Source organism: Crocosphaera sp. UHCC 0190, assembly GCF_034932065.1.
Lineage (GTDB): Bacteria > Cyanobacteriota > Cyanobacteriia > Cyanobacteriales > Microcystaceae > UHCC-0190.
The window spans coordinates 316,536-337,811 of record NZ_JAYGHP010000004.1 but is presented as its reverse complement, the minus strand read 5'-3'; the positions used below and the strand labels follow the sequence as shown (position 1 = coordinate 337,811).

The 21,276-nt window shown below is 41.0% G+C and carries 24 protein-coding genes; 14 read left to right on the top strand and 10 right to left on the bottom strand.

The window, feature by feature from the left end:
* Window positions 1-256 precede the first annotated feature (256 nt).
* From VB715_RS09185 to tsaE, 4 genes are all read left to right on the top strand, one after another.
* Entirely contained in the window at window positions 257-763 is a 507-nt protein-coding gene (locus tag VB715_RS09185; protein WP_323300905.1) for a bifunctional nuclease family protein, read from the top strand.
* Window positions 764-811: 48 nt separating this feature from the next.
* A complete protein-coding gene (locus VB715_RS09180; protein WP_323300895.1) occupies window positions 812-1,942 on the top strand; it encodes an aldo/keto reductase in 1,131 nt (376 codons plus the stop codon).
* Window positions 1,943-2,222: 280 nt separating this feature from the next.
* Window positions 2,223-3,599 carry a gluconeogenesis factor YvcK family protein gene (locus VB715_RS09175; RefSeq protein WP_323300894.1) on the top strand — a complete coding sequence of 459 codons (1,377 nt, stop codon included), beginning with the start codon at window positions 2,223-2,225 and terminating at the stop codon, window positions 3,597-3,599.
* Entirely contained in the window at window positions 3,596-4,072 is a 477-nt protein-coding gene (tsaE, locus tag VB715_RS09170; RefSeq protein WP_323300893.1) for a tRNA (adenosine(37)-N6)-threonylcarbamoyltransferase complex ATPase subunit type 1 TsaE, read from the top strand. The genes VB715_RS09175 and tsaE overlap by 4 nt, the downstream gene beginning before the upstream one ends.
* A 27-nt stretch (window positions 4,073-4,099) precedes the next feature.
* Here tsaE and petG read toward each other — a convergent pair whose 3' ends face one another.
* From petG to VB715_RS09150, 4 genes are all read right to left on the bottom strand, one after another.
* Window positions 4,100-4,216: a cytochrome b6-f complex subunit V gene (gene petG, locus VB715_RS09165; protein ID WP_008278251.1), complete on the bottom strand. Its 117-nt coding sequence runs from the start codon at window positions 4,214-4,216 to the stop codon at window positions 4,100-4,102.
* Between the two features lie 132 nt (window positions 4,217-4,348).
* Window positions 4,349-5,119 carry a methanethiol S-methyltransferase gene (gene mddA / locus VB715_RS09160; RefSeq protein WP_323300892.1) on the bottom strand — a complete coding sequence of 257 codons (771 nt, stop codon included), beginning with the start codon at window positions 5,117-5,119 and terminating at the stop codon, window positions 4,349-4,351.
* A 76-nt stretch (window positions 5,120-5,195) separates the two neighbouring features.
* Window positions 5,196-6,011 (bottom strand): peptidoglycan editing factor PgeF, encoded by an 816-nt coding sequence (pgeF, locus tag VB715_RS09155; protein WP_323300891.1) that lies wholly within the window; start codon window positions 6,009-6,011, stop codon window positions 5,196-5,198.
* A 30-nt stretch (window positions 6,012-6,041) separates the two neighbouring features.
* Window positions 6,042-7,082 (bottom strand): PstS family phosphate ABC transporter substrate-binding protein, encoded by a 1,041-nt coding sequence (locus tag VB715_RS09150; protein ID WP_323300890.1) that lies wholly within the window; start codon window positions 7,080-7,082, stop codon window positions 6,042-6,044.
* Between the two features lie 295 nt (window positions 7,083-7,377).
* On the opposite strand from VB715_RS09150, the gene pstS reads away from it, so the two are divergent.
* From pstS to pstB (VB715_RS09125), 5 genes are all read left to right on the top strand, one after another.
* A complete protein-coding gene (pstS, locus tag VB715_RS09145; protein WP_323300889.1) occupies window positions 7,378-8,550 on the top strand; it encodes a phosphate ABC transporter substrate-binding protein PstS in 1,173 nt (390 codons plus the stop codon).
* Between the two features lie 163 nt (window positions 8,551-8,713).
* Entirely contained in the window at window positions 8,714-9,676 is a 963-nt protein-coding gene (gene pstC / locus VB715_RS09140) for a phosphate ABC transporter permease subunit PstC (RefSeq protein WP_323300888.1), read from the top strand.
* A gap of 58 nt (window positions 9,677-9,734) precedes the next feature.
* On the top strand, window positions 9,735-10,616 hold the full coding sequence (gene pstA / locus VB715_RS09135; RefSeq protein ID WP_323300887.1) for a phosphate ABC transporter permease PstA: 882 nt from the start codon (window positions 9,735-9,737) through the stop codon (window positions 10,614-10,616).
* Window positions 10,617-10,667: 51 nt separating this feature from the next.
* On the top strand, window positions 10,668-11,483 hold the full coding sequence (pstB, locus tag VB715_RS09130) for a phosphate ABC transporter ATP-binding protein PstB (protein WP_323300886.1): 816 nt from the start codon (window positions 10,668-10,670) through the stop codon (window positions 11,481-11,483).
* A gap of 48 nt (window positions 11,484-11,531) precedes the next feature.
* Window positions 11,532-12,326: a phosphate ABC transporter ATP-binding protein PstB gene (pstB, locus tag VB715_RS09125; protein ID WP_323300885.1), complete on the top strand. Its 795-nt coding sequence runs from the start codon at window positions 11,532-11,534 to the stop codon at window positions 12,324-12,326.
* 156 nt (window positions 12,327-12,482) lie between these two features.
* Here the strand turns inward: pstB (VB715_RS09125) and VB715_RS09120 are convergent, their stop codons facing one another.
* Together VB715_RS09120 and VB715_RS09115 are read right to left on the bottom strand one after the other, a co-directional pair.
* On the bottom strand, window positions 12,483-13,874 hold the full coding sequence (locus tag VB715_RS09120) for a M23 family metallopeptidase (protein WP_323300884.1): 1,392 nt from the start codon (window positions 13,872-13,874) through the stop codon (window positions 12,483-12,485).
* 375 nt (window positions 13,875-14,249) lie between these two features.
* Window positions 14,250-15,458, bottom strand: a complete 1,209-nt coding sequence (locus tag VB715_RS09115) for a transposase (RefSeq protein ID WP_323300883.1) — start codon at window positions 15,456-15,458, stop codon at window positions 14,250-14,252.
* Between the two features lie 126 nt (window positions 15,459-15,584).
* On the opposite strand from VB715_RS09115, the gene VB715_RS09110 reads away from it, so the two are divergent.
* Both VB715_RS09110 and VB715_RS09105 read left to right on the top strand, forming a co-directional pair.
* On the top strand, window positions 15,585-15,800 hold the full coding sequence (locus VB715_RS09110; RefSeq protein WP_323300882.1) for a hypothetical protein: 216 nt from the start codon (window positions 15,585-15,587) through the stop codon (window positions 15,798-15,800).
* 60 nt (window positions 15,801-15,860) lie between these two features.
* Window positions 15,861-16,217: a hypothetical protein gene (locus tag VB715_RS09105; protein WP_323300881.1), complete on the top strand. Its 357-nt coding sequence runs from the start codon at window positions 15,861-15,863 to the stop codon at window positions 16,215-16,217.
* 1 nt (window position 16,218) lies between these two features.
* On the opposite strand, the gene VB715_RS09100 is transcribed toward VB715_RS09105, so the two are convergent.
* The 3 genes from VB715_RS09100 to VB715_RS09090 all read right to left on the bottom strand — a co-directional run bounded on the left by VB715_RS09100 (window position 16,219) and on the right by VB715_RS09090 (window position 18,017).
* Complete coding sequence (locus VB715_RS09100; protein WP_323300880.1) at window positions 16,219-16,461, bottom strand: DUF4327 family protein; 243 nt, start codon at window positions 16,459-16,461, stop codon at window positions 16,219-16,221.
* Between the two features lie 429 nt (window positions 16,462-16,890).
* Complete coding sequence (locus tag VB715_RS09095; RefSeq protein ID WP_323300879.1) at window positions 16,891-17,136, bottom strand: DUF4327 family protein; 246 nt, start codon at window positions 17,134-17,136, stop codon at window positions 16,891-16,893.
* A gap of 161 nt (window positions 17,137-17,297) precedes the next feature.
* On the bottom strand, window positions 17,298-18,017 hold the full coding sequence (locus tag VB715_RS09090; RefSeq protein WP_323300878.1) for a precorrin-2 C(20)-methyltransferase: 720 nt from the start codon (window positions 18,015-18,017) through the stop codon (window positions 17,298-17,300).
* A 173-nt stretch (window positions 18,018-18,190) separates the two neighbouring features.
* Here VB715_RS09090 and VB715_RS09085 point away from each other — a divergent pair, with 173 nt between their 5' ends.
* Entirely contained in the window at window positions 18,191-18,388 is a 198-nt protein-coding gene (locus VB715_RS09085; protein ID WP_323300877.1) for a hypothetical protein, read from the top strand.
* Window positions 18,389-18,479: 91 nt separating this feature from the next.
* Here VB715_RS09085 and VB715_RS09080 read toward each other — a convergent pair whose 3' ends face one another.
* Entirely contained in the window at window positions 18,480-18,806 is a 327-nt protein-coding gene (locus VB715_RS09080) for a hypothetical protein (protein ID WP_323300876.1), read from the bottom strand.
* Window positions 18,807-18,916: 110 nt separating this feature from the next.
* On the opposite strand from VB715_RS09080, the gene VB715_RS09075 reads away from it, so the two are divergent.
* Together VB715_RS09075 and VB715_RS09070 are read left to right on the top strand one after the other, a co-directional pair.
* Complete coding sequence (locus tag VB715_RS09075; protein WP_323300875.1) at window positions 18,917-19,681, top strand: RNA methyltransferase; 765 nt, start codon at window positions 18,917-18,919, stop codon at window positions 19,679-19,681.
* 242 nt (window positions 19,682-19,923) lie between these two features.
* Window positions 19,924-21,258, top strand: a complete 1,335-nt coding sequence (locus VB715_RS09070) for a serine hydrolase (RefSeq protein ID WP_323300874.1) — start codon at window positions 19,924-19,926, stop codon at window positions 21,256-21,258.
* The last annotated feature ends 18 nt before the right edge of the window (window positions 21,259-21,276 follow it).

Sequence of the window (21,276 nt, the reverse complement as noted above, 5' to 3'; positions counted from 1 at the left end):
GTATATGTTACCTTGACTCCGTGTTTGTCTCCTTTAGACAACAAACTGATAGTTATAAGGCTGTTGACCTTACGAGATGTTCGTTTTTGGTTATTACCATAAACTTTACATCTCAACGAATCGCACGCATACTGTGAGTATACCTCATGGCTTGACTCTCCATATAAGCGGGGCTAAGATGACTGAGGCAGTACAGATTGATCTGTTTCTACTATGGGAACAATCTCTTTTCGAGGATATTGAAGAGGATAGGCCGATGATTGAAATGAAAGTTGCGGGAATTGCTTTAGATGCTGTCACACGGAGTCCCATCGTTTTGCTGAAAGATGGCTCAGATCGCCGCGCCCTTCCGATTTATATTGGACAAGATCAGGCTAAAGCGATTATGGGGGCATTAGAAAATCAGAAACCTCCCCGGCCCCTGACTCATGATTTAATTACTAATTTGTTTGAAGCTTGGGGTCTGTCTTTAGATAAAATTATTATTCATTCCCTTCAAGATAATACTTTTTATGCCGTTCTTTGTATGCGTCAAGGGGAAATCAAAAAAGAAATTGACTGTCGTCCTAGTGATGCTATTTCTATCGCGTTACGAACGGATAGTCCGATTTGGGTAATGGAAGAAGTGATCGCAGATGCTTCTATTCCGGTTGATCGAGATGCAGATGAAGAGGAACGTCAAGCGTTTCGGGATTTTGTGGCTAATTTGCGTCCTGAAGATTTAATTCAACGTCGCGGATTAGAACAAAATGATGAACAATAGAACAAGTAATAAGTAATAGGTAAAAGGTTTACTTCTGACTTCTTCTATATGCGTTATCGACGGTTTGGGAAAACGAATTTACAGCTTTCAATTTTCTCTCTGGGAACGATGCACTGTCTTGCTTCTGAGGAGGTCTTTCAGCAAACCCTACAAACGGCAATTTCTCTGGGAATTAATCATCTAGAAACCGCCAGAGGTTATGGGAATAGTGAACGGTTTTTAGGAAAATTTTTAAACCAAGGATTATCCCTTCCCAGACAACAAATTTATATTACAACTAAGTTAACGCCCACTGCTGATGCTGATACTATGAGTCAGTGGATTGATGAATCTTTGGAACGGTTACAATTAGATTATATTGATTGTGTGGCGATTCATGGCATTAATACTTGGGAACATCTCAATTATGTGACACAACCTAATGGGTGTTTTTTAGCTCTAGAAAAGGCGTTAGATGAGGGTAAGATAAATCACATCGGATTTTCGACTCATGGTAGCTTAGATGTAATTTTAGCAGCAATTAAGACGGATTTATTTGAGTTTATTAACCTACATTATTATTATTTTTTTCAACATCATGGCCCGGCAATTGAGTTAGCCTCTCAGAAAGATCTAGGCATTTTTATTATTTCTCCTGGGGATAAAGGGGGTTTACTTTATAACCCATCATCCTTGCTTGAAGGATTATGTTCGCCTGTTTCTCCCTTAGAATTAACCTATCGGTTTTTGTTAAGTGATCGCCGCATTAACACCTTGAGTATGGGGCCAGCAAATCCTAGAGAATTTGCGTCCATTGTACCATTATTTGAGCAAGATAATGAGTTAACTGAGGTAGAGATAAATAAATTACAAGCATTAGAAAGTCATTTAGAAAATGTCCTAAATAGCGATCACTGTCGTCAATGTTATCAATGTTTACCTTGTCCTGAAAATATTAATATTCCTGAGATTTTGCGGTTGAGAAATTTAGCCGTTGCTTATGGGATGACAACTTATGGTCAATATCGATATCGAATGTTAGAAAATGCGGGTCATTGGTTTCCGGGAAATAAGGGAAATCGTTGTACAGAATGCGGTGATTGCTTGCCTCGTTGCCCTGAAAATTTAGAGATTCCTCGGTTATTGAAAAATGCTCATGAACGCTTAAATGGCCCTTCTCGTCGGCGTTTGTGGGAATAATTTTTATGAACAATTAAAGTCTTGCAAGTTGATGGCTAACTTAAACTTAAATGTAGTTATCTTCATGGTTGGACTCTCCCCCTGCTTTTCACAGCGACTCAAATACTCCCTTAGCATTTTTTCCAACATCTGACATACAATAAACCCAAACCCGATGATTCTGTATCTTGACGCAACATCTTGACGCAACTCGGTTTTAAAATCTGGCTTTTTATGCTAATTTCCTTAAACCCCTTATTTTAAACTTTCTCCCATAAGATTTATCTGGCGATCATGATCTATGTCTATCAGTCCCTTAAAACAAGCGATACGCAAGCTAAAAACAGAACAGCGAAAATGGGCAACCGTTGGCCAAAGAACCCCCAAACAAGTAAACCTCTGGTTTAAATGGCTATCCCCTGGCCTCTTTGTCAAACGTTGGTTACTGATTAGTGCAACTGGCCTAGTTTTAACCTTTCTCGGACTTGCTATCTGGGTAAAACTCACCCCAGTCAACCGTCTCTTAGAATTAATTTCTCAACTCCTACAAGCTATCTCCAATTATGTTCCCAGTTACATTTCTGGCCCTTTAGCTCTGATTTTAGGAATCTTTTTGTTATTGTGGGGTCAAAGCCGCACGGTGGGTTCTATTACAGAAGCTTTCCCAGAAGGGGATGGAGAATTAGTCGATCGCCTTTTGGCCCATCGTCGTTTACATCGTGGCCCCAAAATTGCGGCCATTGGTGGTGGAACGGGACTATCAACCCTATTGCGGGGTTTAAAGCAGTATAGTGCTAATATTACTGCTATTGTCACCGTAGCCGATGATGGGGGATCTTCAGGACGACTGAGAGAGGAAATTGGGGTTTTGCCTCCTGGGGATATTCGTAACTGTGTGGCCGCTTTGGCTGATGAAGAAAAATTGTTGACGGAATTGTTTCAATATCGCTTTGAAGCAGGGGATGGCCTGACGGGCCACAGTTTTGGCAATTTATTCCTAACCGCGATGACAGAGGTGATGGGAGGAGATTTTGAAAAGGCGATCGCAGCAAGTTCTAAAGTCTTGGCCATTCGGGGTAAGGTATTACCCGCAACCCTCAGTGATGTCCGTCTTTGGGCAGAATTAGATGATGGCCGTTTAATTGAAGGGGAGTCCCGTATTACGGAAGCCGGGGGAAAAATTCGTCATCTGGGTTGTCTTCCTGCTAACCCTCCTGCTTTACCCGCAGCTTTACAAGCAATCGAAGAAGCAGATTATATTGTTATTGGCCCAGGCAGTTTATATACTAGCGTCATTCCTAATCTTCTGGTTCCTGAGATTAAGGAAGCATTGATGAAGGTTAAAGTGCCTCGTATTTATGTTTGCAATATTATGACCCAACCAGGGGAAACGGAAGGGTATACTGTGGCTAATCATATTGAAGCTATTGAGCGCATTTGTGGCCAAGGGTTGATTGATGCAGTGTTAGCACAACGTCTTCCTCCTTCTCCTTATGCCTTAAAACGTTATGCTCAAGAAAACTGTCATCCTGTCTTTTTAGATCGAGAAGACGTGGTGAAATTGGGCTATCGTATCATCTTAGCGAATGTGATGGAAGAAGATCCCAATACGGGAAAGGTTCGTCATCATCCTCAACGTCTAGCAAGGGTTTTATTACGCTGGTATAGTGAGAAATGAGTGTCAAGACCATGATCTTACCGGATGCTGAGGCAACTCAGGCACTGGGGAAGCAATTAGGGCAATGTTTGCCTTCGGGTACTGTGTTGTTGCTTCAAGGGACATTAGGTGCTGGTAAAACTACCTTGGTACAAGGTATCGGGGAAGGGTTAGGCATTACAGACTCGATTGTTAGTCCCACTTTTACCTTAGTCAATGAGTACCCTCAAGGACGCTTACCCTTATATCATTTGGATTTATATCGTTTGCAACCGGAAGGGGTTGAAGGGTTATATGTAGAACAGTATTGGGAAGGGTTCGAGGTTGTCCCAGGAATTACAGTGATTGAATGGCCGGAAAAGTTGCCCTATCTACCACCCGCTTATTTAACGATGCAACTGCTTTATGGTGAAAAATCTGGTCGTCAGGCAATTTTGACAGCAACGGATAATTTTACCTTGGATTTCTCTAAATTTTGGGGGGACAAGGGTTAAAAAGAGCGAACTTGTCCCGATGTCCTTTTAATCGAGGTTTAACTGATTACCCCGTTTGTATTGCAAATAAGCAGCAACAAATAATCCTGCTAAGGTGATAGGGATAAGACCTAAAACAATGCCTAAGAGTAAGGGTTCAATCACGGTATTTCTCCTTGAAAAGACTAAGCATGATCTAAATTAACATATTTTTTGACGATAAAATATGGTAGTTCTCATTAACCGATTACCCTGTAGAGGCAATTCATGAATTATCTCTACATTAATGAATGTAAGTTAACTTGCTTTTTTGCCGAAAAAAGGAATCAACATGGGAACTTTACGACGGTAATTTTCATAGGTTTCGCCATGAATTTCAACTAAATCTTTTTCCTCAAATTGAATGGCAATTAAAATATACAGGGTTGTTATAATGGCAAACAATAAATGTGTTACCGTCATTTTAGGTGTCATCCAAAAAGCAAGTAACCAACCCACATAAAGGGGGTGTCGTACATAGTTATAAAAGGCAGGTGTTTTGAATTCTAAATGGGTGTAATTTTTCCCTTGTAAATAGAGATAAACTTGTCGCAGTCCAAATAAATCAAAATGATTGATTAAAAAGGTGGAAACAAGGACAATTAACCAACCCAAACCAAATAAAGACAATAAAATAATCTGTCCCCACAATTGCTCAATATTCCAAATAACTCCCCCCAAAGGTTGCCATTGCCAAAAAATCAATAATAAAGCTAAACTTGAAAATAACACATAGGTGCTTCTTTCTATCGGTTGAGGAATCAACTTTGTCCACCAAGCTTTGAATTCTTTTCGGGCCATCACACTATGTTGTAGGGCAAAAATTCCTAATAACAAAGTATCGAGTAATAAAGCTGGTAAAAAAGAAATTTGAGCCTCAGCATCAATGGATTTTGGCACAAGAATATTCCCGACAAATCCCAAAGCATAGAGAAAGGTTATCAAAAAGATAATATAGGAAATTACCCCATAGAGAAAGACAAAAATTCTGCCTAAATTAAAAGAATTAACCGTTGGTTGTGTTTGCATCTTTAACCTTATCAATGATGAACAATAAATTAATACACCTTCCCTCTTCCCTATTCCTTAATTCCCCCCTTTCCCTTTAACAATCTTTAACAATTCCTGACCATTGAACCTTTTTTTCTTGAGTTCGTCGATAGGAAAAGAAATGAGACGGAGATTGATAGGTGCAATAAGGGGCGATCGCAATTTGTTCTGGTTCAATGCCCAATTGTTCTAATTGTAATTGATTGACCCGTCGCACATCTAAGCGAACTTTACCCACTTCTGGATCAGGCAATATTGGCGGTGCAGACACAGCTTGCAATGGCGTTAAAATGCTCTCTAAACCATCGATTTCCTCTTTTTTAAACAAACTCGCCCCAACCTCAGCCGCCACCTCAATCGAGACTTGGTAAACCTCTCCACTAATGGCAGGCCCTAAAGCAATGCGTAAATTTTCCAAAGAACTCCCCCATACTTGCAAACGGGCGATCGCTTCTGGGACAATTCTTTGCGCTGTACCGCGCCACCCCGCATGAAGGGCCGCGATGTTTCCGGTTTCCACATCTCCTATAAGTACAGGTGTACAGTCAGCACTGGCGACCCAGATGCTTTGTTTTGCTTGGTTAGCAATGAGGCCATCTGCGGACGAAAACCCTTCATTCAAGCCCTCTGCGGCAATTTCGGCGGGGGTTAAGACTCGGTTGCCATGAACTTGTTTAAGTCTATAGGCAATGGCTTCTGGGTGGAGAATTTCTGTTAAGCTTTCAGGAGTACGGGGGTAAAAAGGTTGGGTAAAAAAGCCGTGGGGCCAAGCTTGTAACAAAGAACAGGTTAAATAGGGTAAACTGTCTCCTGCTTGCCATTGCCATATCGGGGTTTGGGTTTGGCGATCGCTGATTAGATGAGAAACCACAACAGATGACCTCAATTTTTTGATCTACTCTTAGAATTTAGCGGGTTTTCGCAATAAATCGCTAATAGAGAGATCAACGTTAGTGGTTCCCTCAAACACTGTCCCCACTTTAAAGCGTTCTAAATGAATTTTGGCTAATTTGTAAGCTTCTGGAGGCAAGGGAATATAACCCACTTCAGCCACTAATTCTGGGGCTTTTTCGAGATAATATTCCACAAAGACTTCTAAGGCTGGATTTTCTTGGGCTTTTTTGGCATTGATGTAGAGGAAAAGGGGACGGGCCAGGGGTTGATATTGTTCATTTTCTACTGTTTCTCTGGAAGGAAGAATGGCCCCATTACCGTTATCTATGGCCACGGCTTTCAGTTTATCTTGATGCTGTTGATAATAAGCATAGCCAAAATATCCCAGGGCGTTGGGGTCTTGGGTAACACCTTTGACCAATACTTCGTCATTCTCGCTATCAACATAATCTTGACGACTTGCTCCTGCTTTACCTACTATTGCTTGGGTAAAATAATCATAGGTTCCTGAGAGTTTATCGGGGCCATAAAGGGTTAAGGGACGGTTGGGATAATTGGCATCAATCTGGTTCCATTGTTTAATATAATCTTGGGCTGAGGGTTCCCACATCGTTTTTAATTGTGTTACACTTAAAGACTCTGTCCAAGTATTTTTGGGGTTAACCACAACGGTAATGGCATCAAAGGCAATAGGGAGTTCAATATAGCGAACTTCTTTGTTATTACAGGCTGTCATTTCCTCAGAGGAAATGGGACGAGATGCAGCATTTACATCAGTTTCTCCGGCACAGAATTTTTTAAACCCTCCTCCAGTCCCGGAAAAATCTCCCTCAATTTTAATCTCTTTAATCCGTTGATTCGCGGCTTGAGTTTTGTAACTATTCAGGACAGCTTCAGTGATAGGATAAACGGTACTAGAGCCATCAATTTTAATCGGTTGTATAGCAGTGTCTGGTATGGAAGCACAAGCTGAGAATAGGGCAATAGAGGTCAAAACTATTCCCCATGTTTTCCCCTTAAACCCTAGCTCGAAGTTGGTTATCTTCATTACGTTTCCTCAATTAAATGCAAAAAATTGTCAATTACTATTAGGCTTTGAAAATTATCCTCGGCTTTATCACAGTTTGTCTAAACTTTTTGGGATTAAGCTCTTGAAACAGACTTAGTTTAATGCTATGGCCGAGAACCAAAGGCTAAATTTAACAAAAAATTTAGAAAGGAATTTTTATGAATAAAACCCTTAAATCATTAGGATTTTTAGTTTTCTTAACCTAATGTTTACCATAAGTTGCTAGATTCTGCTCTAAGATTTGTGTGAGTTTACTTAACTAACAAAACATTCTATGTTCAAGACTATCTCATCGAGCAAACGCACCATAATATCCTCACTATCAATTTTTACTTTAGCTGTTAGTTTAGGGGCTTGTGGTGGTGCGCCTAAAACTGATACCACCGCCTCCCCAGAAGCCAGCCCCGCAGAGGGAGGGACAGGCACCGAAACCGCCGCCGCACCAGAATTAAAGCCCCCCTTAGAAGGCAATGTGTCTCTGACGGGTGCGGGTGCTTCTTTCCCCGCGCCTTTATATCAGAACTGGTTTGTGCAACTTAACAAAGAAGTTCCTCAACTTCAAGTCAACTATCAGTCTGTAGGAAGTGGGGCCGGCGTTGAACAGTTTACGGCGGGAACCGTTGACTTTGGGGCCAGTGATGTGGCCATGAAGGATGAAGAAATTGCCAAAGTGAGTAAAGGAGTCTTAATGCTGCCTGTCACCGCAGGAAGTATCGTCTTCGCCTATAACTTACCTGGAGTAGAAGGATTAAAACTTTCCAGAGAGGCTTATGTGGGAATTTTTGATGGCAGTATCACCAAATGGAATGACCCCAAAATCGCCGCAACTAACCCAGGTGTAACCTTACCTGACGAAGCCATTACCGTTGTTCACCGTTCTGATGGTAGCGGCACCACCGGAGTCTTTACCAAACACCTCAGTACCATCAGCAAAGAGTGGGAAACCGCCATTGGCCAGGGTAAAAGTGTGGAATGGCCCACCAGCAAAGGTAAATTTATCGGCTCTAAAGGAAATGAAGGGGTAACGGCTTCTATCCAACAGAATCAAGGGTCAATCGGTTATGTTGAATATGGCTATGCCAAGAATAATGACTTAACCATGGCAACCCTAGAAAATGCGGCGGGTAAATTCATTGAACCCAGTGATGCAGCCGCCTCAGCAACCCTAGATGCTGTTACCTTACCTCCAGATTTACGGGCCTTTATTACGGACCCTGAAGGAGAAGCTTCCTATCCCATTGTTACCTATAGTTGGCTTTTAGTTCCTAAAACCTTTGATGATCCTCAAAAAGCGATCGCCATGGAAGCCATGATTCAATATGCCTTAACCACCGGCCAAGATCAAAGTGCAGCCCTTGGTTATGTGCCTTTACCTCCTAGTGTGAGAGAAAAAGTAGCAGCCGCAGCTGATGTAATTTCCCCCGATTTTCAAATCAAACTTAACTAATTGCTGACATGATTAGTTAAGGGAATTCTTAACAAAAAGTCTGGAGGTCAGAAGTTATGGGAAATGTTTACCCTGCTCCTGACTCTTGAGAACCCCTCTTTTCTCCTCACCTTTCTCTGTAAATTATTGTTGTTTCTTTAAGCAAAAAATTGCTAAACCTATCGTGACTGCAACACCTTCTAGACGACAAACCGGAGTGGGCTTTCGTCCCCACACGGAAAAAACCTTTGATACAGGGTTTGTTTGGTTAACCTTAGCCTTTGCCCTGACCATTGGTCTAATTTTACTTTCCATTGCTATTATTATTACTTGGCGAGCCTGGCCAGCGATTCAAACCTATGGCTTAGGCTTTCTCTTTAGTAGTTCCTGGAACCCTGTTAAGGGACGGGAAGAATTTGGGGCCTTACCTGTTATTTATGGAACCTTAGTTAGTTCCTTAATTTCCCTAGTTATTGCCATTCCGTTAGGCATTGGTACAGCACTTTTTTTGAGTGAAAATTTCATTCCTTTAAAGTTCCGAACGCCCCTAGTTTTTCTCGTAGAATTATTAGCGGCTATCCCCAGTGTTGTTTATGGACTCTGGGGTATTTTTGTCTTAATTCCCCTGGTTAACCCCATTGCTGTATGGCTGCACGATTATTTAGGATGGATTCCTATTTTTAGTACCCCTCCTGCGGGCGGCCCTGGAATGTTTCCAGCAGGTATTGTCTTGTCCATCATGATTTTACCGATTATTACTGCCATTTCCCGTGACTCTTTAGCCTGTTTACCCCCTGATTTACGACAAGCTTCTTTAGGGTTAGGTGCAACTCGTTGGGAAACCATTTTTCGTGTCCTCATTCCCGCCGCTTTCTCTGGTATTGTTGGGGGCATTATGTTAGCTTTGGGTCGTGCGATGGGAGAAACCATGGCTGTTACCATGATTATTGGTAATGTCAATAGAATTAGCGTTTCTATCTTAGAACCTGCGAATACAATTTCTTCTCTTATTGCTAACCAATTTGCTGAAGCATCAGGAATGCAGGTTGCAGCCTTAATGTATGCTGGTTTAGTGTTAATGATATTAACTTTTGTGGTTAATATTATAGCTGATTATATTGTGAGTCAAGTCAAAGCCAAATATTAATAGGTTAATGTCTGACCATTGCCTATTTGCTGTCCCCTAGCTTCTTTCTCATTCAATCATGGAATCTCAAGAATTAAGTCTGAAAAAAAAGCCCACTAGCCCCCGTTCCCTTATTAATAGCTTCTGGACGGGAATCGCTTCTCTCTGTATGATTATTACCCTAATTCCTCTGTTTGCTGTCTTAGTTTTTGTGACACTTCAGGGATTTAGAAGAATTAATTTTGACTTATTTACTCAGTTACCGCCCCCTCCTGGACTCTCGGAAGGAGGCATTGCCAATGCAATTATTGGGACTTTAATTACTGTAGCCATTGCCACATTGATTGCTGTTCCTATTGGGGTTTTAGCTGCGGTTTATCTCTCGGAATTTAGTGAGGGAAATCAAATCGCTTATTGGGTACGTTTTGCTACCAATGTGTTAAGTGGAGTCCCTTCTATTATTGCGGGGGTATTTGCTTATGGTTTATTAGTGGCATCAGGAATTGTAGGATTTTCCGCCATTGCCGGGGGTGTTGCGCTCTCGGTTTTGATGTTACCAACTATTATTAGAACGACGGATGAGGCTCTACAAATTGTTCCTCAAGATGTGCGCTGGGCCGCTTTTGGTATCGGAGCTTATAAGTATCAAACCGTCTTAAAAATTGTCCTTCCGGCGGCAATTCCTTCAATTTTAACGGGTGTTACTCTAGCGGTTGCCCGTGCTGCGGGAGAAACTGCTCCCTTAATTTTTACTGCCCTTTTTTCCAACTTTTGGCCCAGTCCCCCCCCCAAAGGACTGTTAGAACCCATCGCCACCTTATCCGTGTTAGTTTATAACTATGCCATTGTGCCGTTTAAACCACAACAGGAATTGGCTTGGGCAGGGTCTTTAATTTTAGTGTTGTTAGTGTTAATTACGAGTGTCACGGCTCGCTGGGCAACTCGTCAGAAGACTTATTAATTGTGAGACAAAATTGAGGAGGAAATTGAACATTTTCAGGAGTAAATTAAGATGGAAAACCTAGAACAAGAAATTTTACAAGTTACCACAGAAAAGACGGTCTTTAGTTTAGACCATGTGGATATTTATTATGGCAGTTATCGCGCTGTTCGTGATGTTACTTTTACCATTCCTAAAAATCAGGTAACAGCTTTTATTGGCCCTTCTGGTTGTGGAAAAAGTACCATTTTACGCTGTTTAAATCGACTCAATGATTTAATTGATAGCTTTCACCTTGATGGCCAAATTAACTATCATGGACAAAATCTTTATGCCCCTGATATTGACCCCATTGAAGTGAGAAAACGCATCGGGATGGTGTTCCAAAAACCTAATCCTTTCCCTAAAACTATTTATGATAATGTTGCCTATGGTGCCAGAGTTAATAACTATAAAGAGAACTTAGATGAGTTGGTAGAAACTTCTTTAAGACGGGCTGCTTTATGGGATGAAGTCAAAGATAAATTAGGAGAAAGTGGCTTCTCTTTATCAGGAGGACAACAACAAAGACTCTGTATTGCTCGTACCATTGCGGCTCAACCAGAAGTTGTGTTAATGGACGAACCTTGTTCTGCATTAGACCCCATTTCTACCTTAAAAGTAGAAGAATTAATGCACGAATTAAAGGAAAATTATACCATCGTCATTGTCACCCATAATATGCAGCAAGCCACCCGTGTTGCTGATAGGACGGCTTTCTTTAATGCTGAGGCAACGGATAAAGGCAGTAAGGTCGGTTTTCTGGTTGAATATGATAATACTGAGGTAATTTTTGGCAATCCTAGTCAACAGGATACTAAGGATTATGTCAGTGGACGTTTTGGTTAAACTTGGGCAGATTTTTGTTACTAATTACTAGAGGTTGAAGGTAGGAAAATGATGACTGATATTGCAACAGAAACCGTTTTAAGGACTCAGAATCTTAATGTTTTTTATGGGTCTAATTTAGCTGTTCGGGATGTTTCCTTAGACATTCCTCAAAATAAAGTAGTGGCTTTTATTGGCCCTTCTGGCTGTGGAAAAAGTACCGTTTTGCGGTGTTTTAATCGCATGAATGATTTGATTCCTATTTGCAGAGTTGATGGAACAATCACCTATCATGGCAAGGATATTTACGCCAATAAAGTTGACCCTGTAGACTTGCGTTGTCGTATTGGGATGGTATTTCAAAAACCCAACCCTTTCCCCAAATCAATTTATGAAAATATTGCCTTTGGTGCGCGATTAAATGGCTTTAAAGGGGACATGGATGAATTAGTTGAAACCTCCCTAAAAAAAGCGGTTATTTGGGATGAAACCAAAGATAAATTACAGCAAAGTGGCCTTGCTTTATCAGGGGGACAACAACAAAGATTATGTATTGCGCGAACCATTGCTGTGAAACCTGACGTTATTTTAATGGATGAACCTTGCGCGGCTCTTGACCCCATTTCTACCCTAAAAATTGAAGAATTAATTCATGAATTGAAGCAAGATTACACCATTATTATTGTCACCCACAATATGCAGCAAGCCTCACGGGTATCAGATTTAACGGCTTTTTATAATGCAGAAGCTACCCCAAAAGGCGGTAAAGTGGGCTATTTAGTGGAATATGATCATACTGAAGTCGTTTTCCAAAATCCCGCCCAAGAATCTACCAGAGATTATGTGAGTGGAAGATTCGGTTAAATCGGTTAAAAATTGAGCGCAAATATCAATTCAAAAAGCCTAAATTCGTAGGCTTTTTTTCTATAAAAATCTTTATTTTTGGCGGCAAATAAGAGCGGGTTATGCTGCATAAGAACACAACCCGCCATCAACAAAAAAGATCATTATGGTCCAATTTTATCCTTGAGGCTTGTTCTGTGACTGAGCCAACTGCATTGCACGCATCAAATTATCCAAAGCATACTCTAAATGAACCCCGGCATCGACAGCAACCCATCCCTCTTCTGTGAGATGTCGCCATTCAAAGTGTAAATGGGGCCCCGTTGAGTATCCGGTACTACCAACCCGTCCAATGACCGTACCCTGTTCCACCGATTCTCCAGGCTGAACATAGATTTCCGATAAGTGGGCATAAAGAGACTCTTGAGTGCCTTCTAGGTGGCGTAGCGTGACCGCTAACCCATAACCCCCTAACCAGTCAGCATTTAGCACTTCTCCCGCATAGGCTGCTAAAACTGGTGTGCCAAGAGGTGCGCCAATATCAGTCCCATTGTGCATTCTTCCCGTACCAGCAATGGGGTGAGTCCGCCAACCAAAAGCCGACGTAATACTTGCTACCACAGGTAAGGGGAAAATTAAGTCAGTACGACCTTGGGGCGTTCCTGTCGCGGCAGCATACATTGAAGCTGCCCGATTGTAACGAGGAATTGGCTCTAGGGCAATAGAAAACCCTTGTCGGGCAATGGGTTGTAAACTCACCACCTGCTCTGAAGAAACAGGACGATTTTTAATCCGAAGGGGTTGCACTTGGAGAGGTGCAGAACCAAGCCCCTGAGCAACGGCAACCGTAACGGGGATAGTTTGTCGGCGACTGGCTAAGGTCACACGACGAGGTGCTATCGGTTGGGCAAGGGTTGGAGTAGGCTGGTTTCTCGCCACTGGGCCACAACTCACCCGTAATAACTGACCATTGTTGGCAACGGTTTGACATCCCGTAGAACGTTCCGTTAGCACGACTGAACCGGGAGATGTTGCCCGTTGACTTGGCACCTTACCGTAAGAGGTCGTATCAATGTAACTATTCTGACCCTGAATGGTAACAGAGGGGGCTAACTGAATGGTTTGAGGTTGGGAAATAACCGGATTAATAGACGAGGAGCTATCACTTTTAGCGGTTGCTGGGTCTAGAATTTTAGGGGCAGAAAGTTTAACTTTCGGAGCCGCTGTTTCTTGACGAGGGGAAATGGAAGGTTTGGGCGCAACTTTCGGTTCTTCCGGCTTAAATTGGGTTCTTTGTAGGGTGGGCTTGGTTTGAGTCGCACCACTAGGAACCACATAGGGCGAGGCTTTAGGGATTTTGACCGGACTGGGGGAAATGGCTTCGGGTTTCGTTACAGGGGCAGGACTCTCAGGAATTACCAAAGTTTCCGTCAAGGCAAACGCTTGCGTCCACCCCAACCCACTGCTGATAATACCCAGTCCTCCTAGAAGACTCATTCCTTGTTTCAGCCAAGGTGATACCTTGGGTCTGTTTCTCTTACTTGATTCGAGGGAAGATTGTTGATTCATTTCCGTCTCACTTCTCACAATTCACGACTTATTAAGGCATGATAACGAATTCTGGAACAAATCACTTACCTAATTCATAATGGTTAGGTTAAGGAAGGGATAAAAATCACGGGAATTTAGGAAGAACCATGACAGGATATCAATAATTATGAATTCATCAAAGTTCCCTTTAAATGACCAAGGCTAACCTAGAAACAGAAAAAACCAGCATTTCAACCTCTTTTGGTACTTCCCCCGCAACACCAGTGACCACCGAGCCTTCGCCCTTTTGTTTTACTAATTTTGCAACTTCTCAACAAGCTACTTTATTTCAGAATCTTAAGAAGGATCAATTTAGTGGTCAACTCCATTTACAAGATATTGACACTCCCCGACCTAAAGGTGCGGGGATTCTTCAATCAACGACCCGTCTTGCTGATGCAGGATTTCTCCAACAAAAGTAGAGGACAAATCTCCTGAATCGTTCGGATCTAAGATCCAGGTTCCGACATGACCTGCCGTACCCAAGGCTCGATTTAAAATGTTTTTTGCTGCGTTATAATCTCTATCTAATTGACATCCACAAGTACAAATATGAGTTCTTGTAGATAATGATTTTTTAACCACAGCATTACAGTTAGAGCAATTTTGTGAAGTATAGGCAGGGTTGACAGCAATAGTTATTCTTCCCATTTTTCCCCCAAAATACTCTAACCACTTTCTAAATTGATACCAACCAGCATCATTAATTGACTTGGCTAAACAGTGGTTTTTAACTAAGTTTTTTATTCTCAAATCTTCATAGGCTACCAAATCGTTAGATTGGATTACGCAACGAGCTAGTCTCTTAGCGTGTTCTTCACGTTGCCTACTTATTTTGAGATGTTTACGTCCAAGTTTATTAATAGCTTTTTTACGGTTGGTTGAGCCTTTATTTTTACGAGAAACATGACGTTGATAAAACTTCAATCGTTTCTCACCTTGACGATAAAATCTAGGGTTAGGTTCATTTTTTCCCTGGGAATCAGTATAGAATTCCTTTAAACCAACATCTAAACCAATAGTTTTATGAGTTGGCAGCAATTCCTCTTTAATATCAACAGATATGCAAAACTGGCAATAATAACCGTCTGCTTTACGAACTAACCTAACCCGCTTGATTTTATCTTCAGAGTAAAAAGCTAAATCCCAGGTTCCAATTAACTTGAGTTTACCAATTCCTTTTTTATCAGTAAACTCAATATGTTTGGGATCTAGAAGTTTCCAGCCACTGGTTTTATACTCGACGGAACGAGCATTTTTCTTGAATCTCGGATAACCTTTTTTCCCCCTGATTTGCTTTTTACAATTATCAAAAAATCTAGCAATTGACGACCAACATCTTTCGACGGAAGCTTGGCTTGCATGAGAGTTTAAGTCTTTGACAAAAGGAAATTCAGAACGTAGTTTTGTATTGTACCGATAAAGTTCCGCACGGCTAACGTTTTTACCGTCTATCCAATGCCGTAAGCATTTATTACGGACAAATTGAGCGGTTTTGATGGCTTCGTCGATGGCTTGATACTGCTGGATTTTTCCTTTGAGCTTGAATTCGTAAACTATCATTTGACGCAAGACTTGTGGGCGTAAACTCAGTATAACATAAAATATTGAGACTGTGCGCCGTCAACGGCGGGGAGCCTGCACCCCTAATTTTCTGGTCAGGGCCAAGAATCCAGAATTTATTTATATTTGGGACGAATTATTTATGCTAAAGGAGGAGTTCATGCTGTCAGACGTTGGCGGAGAAATGTGATGCAATATTGTCCCCAAATCGCTGCAATTGGCTTTAAGGTGATCGCCATTCAACAAGATATCGCTGTGGCTCTGGGTAATAATCATCCGATTAGTTGGGATTATGTCTCAACGGGAATTAATTCCTTGTGGAAACGGGATCTCCTAATTTAAAAAATTTTCCTAAAAACTTGGGTTATACTGTTAAACGCTTGTGTTAACTCATCTGGGTTTATGAATACAGACACTTTCTTTCAACTGTTACAGCAAAGTTTCCACATCGGAGTGGGAGCCACTGCTGCCCTGTTAGAAACCCTTCAAGATCCTCAAAAGCGATCAGAAACTCTCTCAATTCTGCAAACTCAGATGTCGGAAAAAACTCAAGAATGGGCGGAAAAAGGCGAGATAACTGAACAAGAAGCCCGTCGCTTGCTTGATCAATGGTTGAATCAGTCAAATCGCCCTTCCAACCCTAGTCAATCTTCAAGCTCTTCCATCTCAACCAAGGGCAATGTTGACTCAGAAATTCAACAGTTGACAGAACAGGTGATGGCCTTACGGCGGGAACTTGAAGAACTACGGCAAAAATAGTCTAGTCATTATCCCAATTTTCTGACCCGATCAGATCTCCAATGCGATCGCGTAATAAGTATTCAAATCTTTCCAGTTCACTTTCTACGCAAACCCATTCTCTCGCAGGAATATAGTCGCATAAGATATAAATGGGCTGTTGGCGACTGATTGCGCCGCGATCAACTAGCTGGCGTGCTTCTTCTTGTAGAATATCAATGGAATAGTTGGGACGATGGGGAGCAGGAAGTGTGTGAGTATTCATCAGAACAATACCAAACCAGTGTGAACATTAAGTCCTTATATACTTAGAATAATCCAATTTTGCTGCCAAATGTGTCAAGATTTTTCGTGTTACCTATTACATTTTCTAGGTATTATTGTCACAAATTTAATAAATTTATGCTTTTCTTAATAATCTAGGGTAATTATCAGTAATAATGCTTACGTTCCTTGGTCAGATTACGTTTTTTTCAATCTATTATGAGAAAAACTCAAGAGAAGAGTCGCCATCAATATTTATCCCTCACCCATCAATCATATATTGTCAGAAAATCAACACAATTGAAGTCCTAGACTGGGTGACTAAGACTTCACTCGCTTTTTCAAAGTTTATCTGTGACAATTGTTTTAGTGGCTTATCTAACAATCAAACTATTGTAGGAAATGACGATTTTTTCAAAGAGTTTAAAGATTAGTCATTATCCCAATTCTCACAAGCGATCAGATCTCCAATCTGATCCCGTAGTAAATATTCAGATCTTTCTAATTCACTTTCCACACAAACCCACTCGCGGGGAGGAATGAACTCACAGAGAACATAAAGGGGTTGCTGACGACTAACTGTTCCCGTTTCCACTAACTGACGAACTTCATCTTTGATCATGCTAATAGTGTAATTGGTTGAAGCAGGAGAGGGTTTAAGAGTAGTAAGGCTCATAGAAATCTTCCAAGTGACTAAGGAGGCTTAATGTTTACTATAAACCAATTGCCCTAAATAATAAACTCCAATCTTGCTGTAACAAGGAATACATTTTTATATTTATCTTCTGAAGTCTTGCTATATCAGGCTTTGCAGAATATTAAGAAATATTACGAAAGTCAGGAAGGGGTAACTTGGATAATGAGTAGGGAGAAGTAGGAGAGAGTAAGGTGAGGGCGATCGCCAAGATCTCGATAGATTTTTTCTTCAGCTTGAGTCGCCCGTTCAACAATCCAGGCCTTGTCTAATAGATTTAGCTTTTGTAAGATCGTCCATACTTCATTGTAGACTGAACTTACCTTTAATAAGACCACCACATCCGCCCAGGTTAACACTTCTTCTAACTCAGCCACCCTATAGAGGGCAGGAAGGATAGCCAAACGTTGAGAACGAAGGGTGAGAGGTATTCCTAAGACAGAAGCGACTGCCATAGGAGAACAGACCCCAGGCACAGTTTTGATGACCACTTGAGGATAAGTTGCAAGGAGAGTTTGGGCGAGGTAAGTAAAGGTACTATAAAAGCTCACATCCCCCTCACAAGCAAAGGCGACATCAACACCTTGCTGAAGATAGCCCCAGACATCAATAGCAGCCTGTTTCCAGGCCTGTTGTAACCTGGCCTCGTCTTGGACATAGGGAAAGATCAGGGGGAGTTTTTTTTGTTGGGAACTCAGCCAAGGGGAGATAATTTGTTCAGCCAAACCTGGTTGATGATTGATACCGGCCGGAAAAGCAATCACCGAAACTTTTTGTAATAATTTTAGCCCTTTAATCGTTATCAGTTCAGGATCACCTGTTCCCACACTGATCCCATAAAAAATACCAATGGATTCTCTCATGTATGATTAATTTCAAAGTATTGCGGTTTGGGGCATTGCCCCTACAGAAAAATATTACGGTATGTTGAGAAATATTTAAAATTTGTAGTTTTTTAGTACAGGAATCCGAGAGACATGATAACGTCTATGGTGATGAATAAACAGGTTGCACTCAAGCCAGGAGGATATTTTTGATGATGGAAACCGCTAACGTCGATCACTCCCTTGCTCAAGAAAACATTCGGGACTATGTTGCTCAGCTACAACTACACATGGCACTACAAGCGAAAAATTTAGTTCCTACCCTAACCCAAAGTAATGATCCTCGACAGCAATTACTCCACGAAACCCAAGCAACTGTCGAAAAGCTGGTTTCTCGTCAACGTCTTTAAGTTTAGATTTTTTTTAGCAATTATTTTTGAAGAAATAGGTTAGGTATAACACTGTATCTAACCTTTTGGCATTGAAAAAATATCGATAAAGTTATGAAGAAGTTAATCGGTTAAGGATTTCAATAATTTGAGATTGTTGTTGACTAATTTTCTCTTGTATCTCTACTTGTCTTTCTTTAATTGTCGTCTGTTTTTCCGATAAAGTTGCTAATTGATGATAATAATCAGCTTGTATTTCGTAAAAGCTAGACTGTGCAGCCGCAATTCTTCCCATGTATTGATATAATTGACTACGATCTTTTTCCCATTGTTGATAGGCTTTTTTTCTTTCTGCTTTATCTTCTGCTATAGTATTTGCTAAAGCTTCAATCACTTTAGCATTAGACGCAATTAACTGTTTAAGTTCTTCATCTGACATTTTTCGATTCCTTCAATTTCAACTTAAGGAAATTGCTTATTTATAATTAGGGAAATAAGTTTCGTTAATGTTGAGTTGAGTATTGATTGTAATTATAGCTTGTCTCATGTATGAATAATACTGTACTCGAAAAAGTTCGGATTATATTGGTAGAACCAGCAGGCCCCTTAAATGTGGGGTCAGTAGCGCGAGTGATGAAGAACATGGGATTAAATCAATTAATATTAGTAAATCCCCATTGCGATCGCCTGAGTGAAGAAGCAAGACGCATGGCTGTTCATGGCCTTGATGTGTTAGAACAAGCCACAGAAGTTAACAGTTTACCGGAAGCCTTGCAAGGATGTCAGCGCATTATTGCCACCACCGGGCGATCGCGTTCCCTCTCCACCACCTTTGAAACACCACGGGAAGCCTTACCCTGGTTATTAATAGAAACCCTGACAACTGCTTTAATATTTGGCCCTGAAGATCGGGGTTTAAACAACGATGAACTCAACTATGCTCAGCGTTTTGTCTCCATTCCCGCCAACCCTGAATATCCTTCCTTAAATCTAGCGCAAGCGGTGGCTGTCTGTGCCTATGAACTTTACCAAGCAGCACAAATTCACACAGAAACCCCCTTATCATCAATTGATGAATCTGCCTCTTTTGAAGTATTAGAAGGCTATTATCAACATCTTACGGCAGTTTTGCTAAAAATTGGTTATCTTCATCCCCATACGGCTAATGCCCGTCTGGAAAAATTCCGTAGACTCTATCGTAAAGCTAACCTGACAACAGAAGAAGTGGCAATGTTGCGGGGAATTTTGAGACAAGTTGATTGGGTTTGGCAACTTTTACCCCCAGTTGAGAGTCACCAAGGCAAGCAACCCTAACTTTTTGTTGAATCACGAACCAGCTAGAAGATTTTGAGGTTGTCAGTTACGCACTCATCAATCACACACTATGCAGAAGATTCAGACAATAATGATCATACTTTTATCGCCTCCTCATTCTCTAAAAAATCATTCTCAAGATAGATGGAAACTCCTGTGCTAAGAAACACAAAATTTGCAGTACATTAAATAATCATTGGCTCATTAACACATAGTAATTTGTATCATAAGGAACATTAATCATGCCCCGTCGAACTGCTGATTCTTCTAAAACTAAGCTATCATCTCGCCGTGCTGTTAATAGTAATAAGGGTAGTCAACGAGTAACCGTTGTATCAGGAGCAAAGCGTTCCCCTGGGGCCAATAATACAGAAGAATCATCGACCCTAATGGTTGAGCGTCAGGGGGTAGATTCTCAGAGAAAGTCCCGTCAAGGGGATAAAAAACGTTCCCCCAATCTGTTAACTTCCCTGTTATTGTACTTGCTTCGTATTGGGATTGCAGGGGTAGGTATTGGGGCGATCGCGGGAACCACTTTGACTATTTTCAATCCTACAGGAATTTTAGGTACTTATTTTAAGACTACTCAAGTTGCTACTCCTCCTGAAGAAAGTCCATCAACTCCCGAACCAAAAGTAACAGCGATTCAAGAGACAACTATTCCTGTCAGTCAAGAGTTAACGGATCTCAAAGCTAAATTACAAACTATTGCGACAAAATATCCTAAAATTAAGCCGCAAGCTTGGTTTATTGATTTAGATAATGGGGCCTATGTGAGCTTAGATGGATCGACACCTATTCCTGCGGCCAGTACCATTAAAGTTCCGGTTTTAGTCGCTTTTTTTGAAGAAGTGGATAAGGGAAATATTCATCTCGATCAAATGCTGACAATGGATAAATCTATCATAACCAGTGGTTCCGGTGATATGCAGTATATGCAGGTTGGGAAAAAATTTACCGCCTTAGAAGTGGCGACTAAAATGATTATTATTAGTGATAATACGGCCACTGATATGTTAATTCGGCAAATTGGCGGTAAAGAAGTTCTTAATCAAAGGTTTAAAGAATGGGGATTAACTCATACAGTTATTAATAATCCTTTACCTGATTTAGAAGGAACTAATACCACCAGTTCAGAAGATTTAGCCAAACTTTTAGCGAGAGTTGAACGGGGAGATTTTATCAGTCCGAGATCCCGCGATCGCCTCTTAGGTATTATGGAAAAAACAAAAACTAGAACTTTACTACCTCAAGGGTTAGAAAAAGACGCTAATATTGCTCATAAAACTGGTGATATTGGGATAATTTTAGGGGATGTTGGCATTATTGATATTCCCACGGGTAAACGTTATATTGGGGCAGTATTTGCCCAACGCGCTTATAATGATCCAGCAGGTCGTGCTTTAATTCAAGAATTTTCTCGAACGGTTTATCAACACTTTAAATATTATCAACCTCGTCCTGTTCCTAAACAAGTAGAAAATAAGCCTCAACCTAAACCAAATAATTCTAATCAATCTGACAATAAACCTCAACCTCAAGAAAAACCGAGTAATCCTAATCAGTTAGGGATATAAATAAAGTAGGAGCAATTC